The 5,880-nt window shown below is 35.8% G+C and carries 3 protein-coding genes; 1 reads left to right on the forward strand and 2 read right to left on the reverse strand.

Annotated features, from left to right (window positions below; genetic code table 11):
- Positions 1-280 precede the first annotated feature (280 nt).
- Positions 281-565, reverse strand: coding sequence for a hypothetical protein (locus ABDZ84_RS06950; protein WP_026682990.1), 285 nt, complete (start codon positions 563-565; stop codon positions 281-283).
- A gap of 176 nt (positions 566-741) precedes the next feature.
- Here ABDZ84_RS06950 and ABDZ84_RS06955 point away from each other — a divergent pair, with 176 nt between their 5' ends.
- Positions 742-1,959 (forward strand): dicarboxylate/amino acid:cation symporter, encoded by a 1,218-nt coding sequence (locus tag ABDZ84_RS06955; protein ID WP_321133228.1) that lies wholly within the window; start codon positions 742-744, stop codon positions 1,957-1,959.
- Between the two features lie 293 nt (positions 1,960-2,252).
- On the opposite strand, the gene ABDZ84_RS06960 is transcribed toward ABDZ84_RS06955, so the two are convergent.
- The gene (locus ABDZ84_RS06960; RefSeq protein WP_343780693.1) at positions 2,253-5,825 is read right to left on the reverse strand and encodes a sensor histidine kinase; all 3,573 of its coding nucleotides are present in this window, start codon (positions 5,823-5,825) and stop codon (positions 2,253-2,255) included.
- Between the last annotated feature and the right edge of the window lie 55 nt (positions 5,826-5,880).

A 5,880-nucleotide genomic window follows, 5' to 3' on the forward strand; every position in this document is an offset into this window, starting at 1 on the left:
GTTAGTTGAGGCCGTGCCCGCCGAAAGCGAAGTAATTAGTCGGAGCATTGCCAATATACATCAAACATTTCAAAATAACTACCTGGCTTAACGCAGTCATTGCACTGATTTTATACTTTCTTATCTTTGAACAAAAGCGCAAGTAGCCGATTAGAAACGTAGCGACTGGAGCGCGGAACGAGTCAACGAAGACAAAGGAATCACGGTGAGCTTGCGGCCAATGACTTATTATAAAAAAAGAGCGGTACCAACCCGCTCTTTTTTTGCTTCCATTATTTTCTTACGCTTTTGCATTTGCATAAGAGTCAGTTAAAGCTGTAATAATTAAGCCAATAGCTGACGCGAATAGAGCAGCAATGCCCCATCCTCCAAACCCAGCACCCATAATATCGACTTTTTCGACTAAAGTAGCTAATACAAGAAATACGATACCCACAATAACTAATAAAAATCCGGGAATATAACCTGTATAGCTTTTTTTCGATGTTGCTTTTAACAGGACTAAACTGATAGCAACAAGAATTACCGCTAGTATTGCACCAATTGTAAGCACTGACTGTACCATATTTTCACCTCATACAATAAATATATTGCTTAATATAGTCTACAATTGAACACGCATAAAGTCAATTATACATCCCTTTTTTTCGGTGGCGTTTTCATGACAATGGATAAATAAATTAGAATTGTCAAATAAAATGATGAATATAGTTTTATAAATAGTAAAAAGGAGGTTTTGAAATGAAGAAGCGTTTTATTTGGTATATTCTTGCTGCCTTTATTTTATCCATCATTGTCGGAACTATGTTAGGAGAAAATGCTAGCTTTGTTCAACCACTTGGCGACCTATTTTTACGTCTGATTAAGTTTATTATTGTTCCATTAATTTTAGCTACCATTATTGTCGGAGTCACCAGTGCTGGAAGCGTCAGAAAGCTAAGCAGATTGGGAGGAAAAACATTAGGATATTATTTAGCCACAAGCTTTATCGCCATCTCCATTGGACTCATTTTCGGATACCTGTTCACACCTGGTACAAATACAGGAATTGATACACCTGAGCCAAGTTCAAGTTCAGCTCTAGCTGAATCAGAAGGTGTTATTCAAACAATTTTAAACATTGTGCCAACTAATCCAATGGAAGCATTAGCAACAGGAAATATTTTACAAATTATCTTTTTTGCAATATGTATAGGGATTGGCATTATTTTAGTAGGAGAATCTGCGCTACCGGTTCAACGATTTTTTAATGGACTTGCCGACATCATGTATAAAATTACGAATAGCATTATGTTGCTAGTTCCATTTGGTATATTCGGATTACTTACACCTATCATTGGTGAATATGGTTTATCCGTCCTCCTACCATTACTAAAATTAATCTTAGCAGTGCTGGCAGCATGTATTATCCATGCAGGAATCGTTTACGCACTCGCTGTAAAATCAATGGCAAAAATGAATCCATTCCATTTCTTTAAAGGAATCTTCCCAGCTGCAGCTGTTGCATTCAGTACTTCAAGTAGCTCTGGAACACTACCAGTGACAATGAAAAACACACAAGAAAATTTAAATGTTTCTAAGGAAACAAGTAGTTTTACATTGCCATTAGGCGCCACAATAAATATGGATGGTACTGCTATCTATCTTGGAATAGCAACTGTTTTTATTTCCCAATACTATCAAATTGAGCTTTCCTTTCCACAATTACTAACCTTAGCACTAGTAGCAACATTAGCCTCTATTGGTACTGCTGGTGTACCCGGTGCAGGATTAATCATGCTTACAATGGCATTAACAGTTGTTAGTCTGCCCCTCGAAGGGATCGCACTGATTGCAAGTATAGACAGAATTCTTGATATGATGCGTACTTCCGTTAATGTCATCGGAGACGCATCAGCAAGTGTTGTCGTTGATGCATCCGAGTCGCAGCGAGAAATAAAACATAGCTATACTAAATAACGAAGTAAACACCAAACGTAATTAAGAAACGAGACATGTAAGCGATTCATCTCCTTGTTCACAGATCGATAATATAAAGCGAAACTTCAATCAGTGGGGGGGTTTGTTTCCCCCCCACTGATTGTGGGGAGCTTACTACCAGTAATATATGGGGTAAACGAAAATAGTATTTCATTTGAAGAAGATTTTATTCTCCTCCGAATGTTAGTTACAAAGTAAACGAGGTTCATTCACTTGTAATTTTTAACTAACCTACCCTTATTCTAAGATCATGCTTGTTACACAGGAAATTGTTAAAAGACATTTAAAGAAAAATGAAACTTTGATCCCACACCTTCTTCACTTTCCACCCATATTTCTCCTTTATGACAGTTGATAATCTCTTTACTAATGGATAAACCCAACCCATGTCCACGCATTTGTTTATCACTATTGTTTGTATAAAATCGTTCAAACACATAAGCAATTTCTGAAGCTGGAATCCCTGATCCTTCATCTTCTACCGTAATAATTGCTTGTTTATCAATAACCGTTAATCGTATTCGAATTTCTCCTTTCTTTGTATGTTTGATTGCGTTAGCAACTAAATTCGTCATTACTTGTTCTATTCTTTTCACATCAACTTCAACCAATAATTCCTGTTCTGGCATTGTATTAAAATTCCACTGGTAACGCAGACCAGCCTGCGTTACATCTAATTCAAATAGATGACAAAGATGCTTAAATAGTTGACGTAATGATACTATTTCCATCGAAAAATCTAGATTTCCAGCCTCCAATTGAGCAAGGTCAAATAAATCTTGAACAAGCCGATTTAAAGAGAATAGTCGTTTCTTAATTACTTGTAGATAAGAAAGCTTCTTTTCATCTTCATCAACGGTACCATCTAAAATTGCATTCACATAACTCTGAATGGTCGCAATCGGCGATCGCAAATCATGCGATATATTAGATAATAGCTTTCTTCTCATTTCTTTTGATTTAGCTAAGGAATCATTCGCTTGTATAAGGTTTTGATTGGCTTTATGTAATAAATTTGTCCGTTCTTCTACCTTCGCCTCTAATGATCCATATAAATATGCATTTTCAATAGATATGGCAGCCTGTGAAGCTAATAATGTGAGCAACACAATGGAATCCTGTGTAAAAACGTAGGACGCCTTATTATTTTCTATATACAGTACTCCAGTTAATTTTTGTTGATAAACGATAGGTATTGCTAGAATTGATCTAACCTGATTTTCTTTTATATAGTTATCGTTTAGAAATCCGCCCTTTTTAAAGGCTTCTCCTAGCACAACTGGTTCCATTGAACTTGCAACATAATGAACCAGTGAAACAGAAAAATTTTTCTGACCGTCAATGGATTTTGTCTTTTCGTAGATACTAACCTTTTCTTCTTCATAAGCTGCTGCCAGCTTCAATTCTCCAGGATAATTTAGAATAAGAAACGCCTTTTCTGCTCCTGCATTTTTCACAACGAGATTCATCAATTGCTGTAATAGACGGTTCCATTTAATTTCACGCGAGATAACGCTCGCTGCTTCGAAAATAGCATTCACATTTAAGCTTTCCTTCTCCATTTGCATAATCGGCATCTCTTTTTGCCGTTCAGCAAATAATTCTGGATGGCCCTGCGATATTTGTAATGCTACGTTGACTGCTCCCCAATCCATGAAGTACTGATATGCCTCAACCATATAAGCCATTGCTGACTTCGGTAAATCTCTATTCAAATAGTAATGACCTGCACATAGATTTGCTAATGCAGCATCCTGAATATAACCATTTTGTTTCGCAAAATTACTTGCTTGATTATACAAATAAATTGACTTATCATTCGCATCTTTTATAGATGTTAATTCTGCTTTTACAAGTAAAAACTTATGCAAATAGTTTGCTTCTCCATGCGTTGACCACATTTTTAATTTGGCTAACCGCTTCTTTACAATAGCTTTCCCTTCTTGCTTAGATAACTGACCATCTCTTATTAATCTTACCGTCCAAAGCGCGTCATAAAAATAGTAATCCGGCACAATTACAAGAATAAGGTTGTCATCAACTAGGCGATCTAATTTCTTCATAATAGCAATTGCTTCTTGCTTATTTTGAAACAAATATGTCATCTGCAATCGAATTGTATAATGAATAATCGTTGCAGAAAGATCATTCGTAAATTCGGCAAATTCCCAGTTTACCTCTGAGTATTTAGATGATAACACATTAATCCAGTCCACCACTTCATCTAAGAAATCATTGGACAATATATACTCATTTCGTCTTGCAAATTCCAATTGTCTTTGAATTCCTGCTTTTACATCCAGTAAGTGTTCTCCTTTTATAAATAAAATCAACCCAATAAATGAGCTATTAGCACCAGCGAGATGAAGGTTACCTGATTCGATGCATAATTGCTGTGAACGTTCTAAATAATAGATGTTGCCATTAATATGATTTTTCCAATGATTAACAAAACCGCCAAACACAAAATATACGCGAGCCTTTAAACTGTTATCCGAATACTTTTCGGTATGCTTTATTGCTAAATTTGCAAAGTAGTAGCTTGCATCATAATCGTTAAAACCAGCACTCATCATTAAGGCATAATTATTATAAACCAATGCAGTGACATCCATATCTCCATGTTTTAAAGTCAAGCGAAGCGCTCGCAACATCAGTATTGTTGCTAAGTTTTGATTCACATGATAGGTAGGTGCATTTGTATTAATTAATGTTCGCATCATAGAATGTACGGTTTTATTTGCTACCTCTGGAAGGTTTAATAGATGACGTTCTTTCCGTTTTAAAGCCAGCTTTGTCAGCAAATATTCCTTCGTAATATCATACTTACTTGGATTTCGTTTGAAGTTCCAATTAATTAGCTGTAATCCTTCCAATCCTGCTTCTGTAGCCTTTTCTACTTGATGAATATGTGTATACAGCGTGATTTTTAGATCATAGATGCGTAATTTATCCTGTATCGAAGTAGCATAATGAAGAGTTTCATTTAATGTGTTTTCAGCTAGATCAAACTGCTGATTTAAATACTGAGCTTCACCAAGCCCAATCATAATTTTATATGTAATTGCATAATATTGCTCTTTCCATTTCACATCCGAAAGTAACTCATAGCCAATATGAAAATAATGAAGAGCAGCATCTGTTGCCGCACGATACTTAGCCTTTTCCCCAGCTTTCCAATTCCATTCTACTAACTCTAGCTGTTTCTGCCTTGATAATAGGTTTCGACTAAGGTTTAGATGATTAACAATATCAAAAATATATGCTTCTCGCTCTTTTTTAGTATAATTATTCAATAACTGCAGCCCTATCATGAGATGATATGCTTCTCTTTCCGTTTTTGAAAGGCTGGTGTAGAAAGCTTGTTGCACTTTGTCGTGTAGGAATCGATACGTAGGCGGATGCTTATCTAATAGGGAGATATCTTCGTTTGGATATATCCACTTATAACTTGCATCTAACGGGAGGACTAATCCTTCTTCAAGGCCATGCCATAGATTGTCTGCAACTTTATGATAACTCTTCTCAGAAATAGTAACTAATGACTTTAAATCAAATTGGTTACCGAAACATGAGGCTAACTGTAAAATTTTTATGGTATGAATAGGTAATTTTCCCATCCGTTTTAAAATAAAATCGATAATTGAATCTGACATCGAAATTTGTTTCAACGCAACGGTATCAATTCTCCATTCTGCCGTATCTTGATGGTACCCAATAACACCCTCATCATGAAACGATTGAAATAGTTGGACAATGAAAAATGGGTTCCCTTGTGTTATATGGTAAACTAGCTTCTCAACATATGAAGTGTCCATTTTAGTTAAAGAAAGGGGCTGGGACATAACTAGCCCTTATGAAGTTAAAAAAGATTCCAGTTATCAAAAAATGATAGCTGGA

It is taken from the genome of Virgibacillus salarius (assembly GCF_039521925.1).
In the GTDB taxonomy this organism is placed as follows: domain Bacteria; phylum Bacillota; class Bacilli; order Bacillales; family Amphibacillaceae; genus Virgibacillus; species Virgibacillus salarius.

What these genes read in the sequence shown, in the direction of transcription:
- ABDZ84_RS06950 (WP_026682990.1), bottom strand. Translation starts at nt 565, where the DNA reads ATGGTACAGTCAGTGCTTACAATTGGTGCAATACTAGCGGTAATTCTT.
- ABDZ84_RS06955 (WP_321133228.1), top strand. Translation starts at nt 742, where the DNA reads ATGAAGAAGCGTTTTATTTGGTATATTCTTGCTGCCTTTATTTTATCC.
- ABDZ84_RS06960 (WP_343780693.1), bottom strand. Translation starts at nt 5,825, where the DNA reads ATGTCCCAGCCCCTTTCTTTAACTAAAATGGACACTTCATATGTTGAG.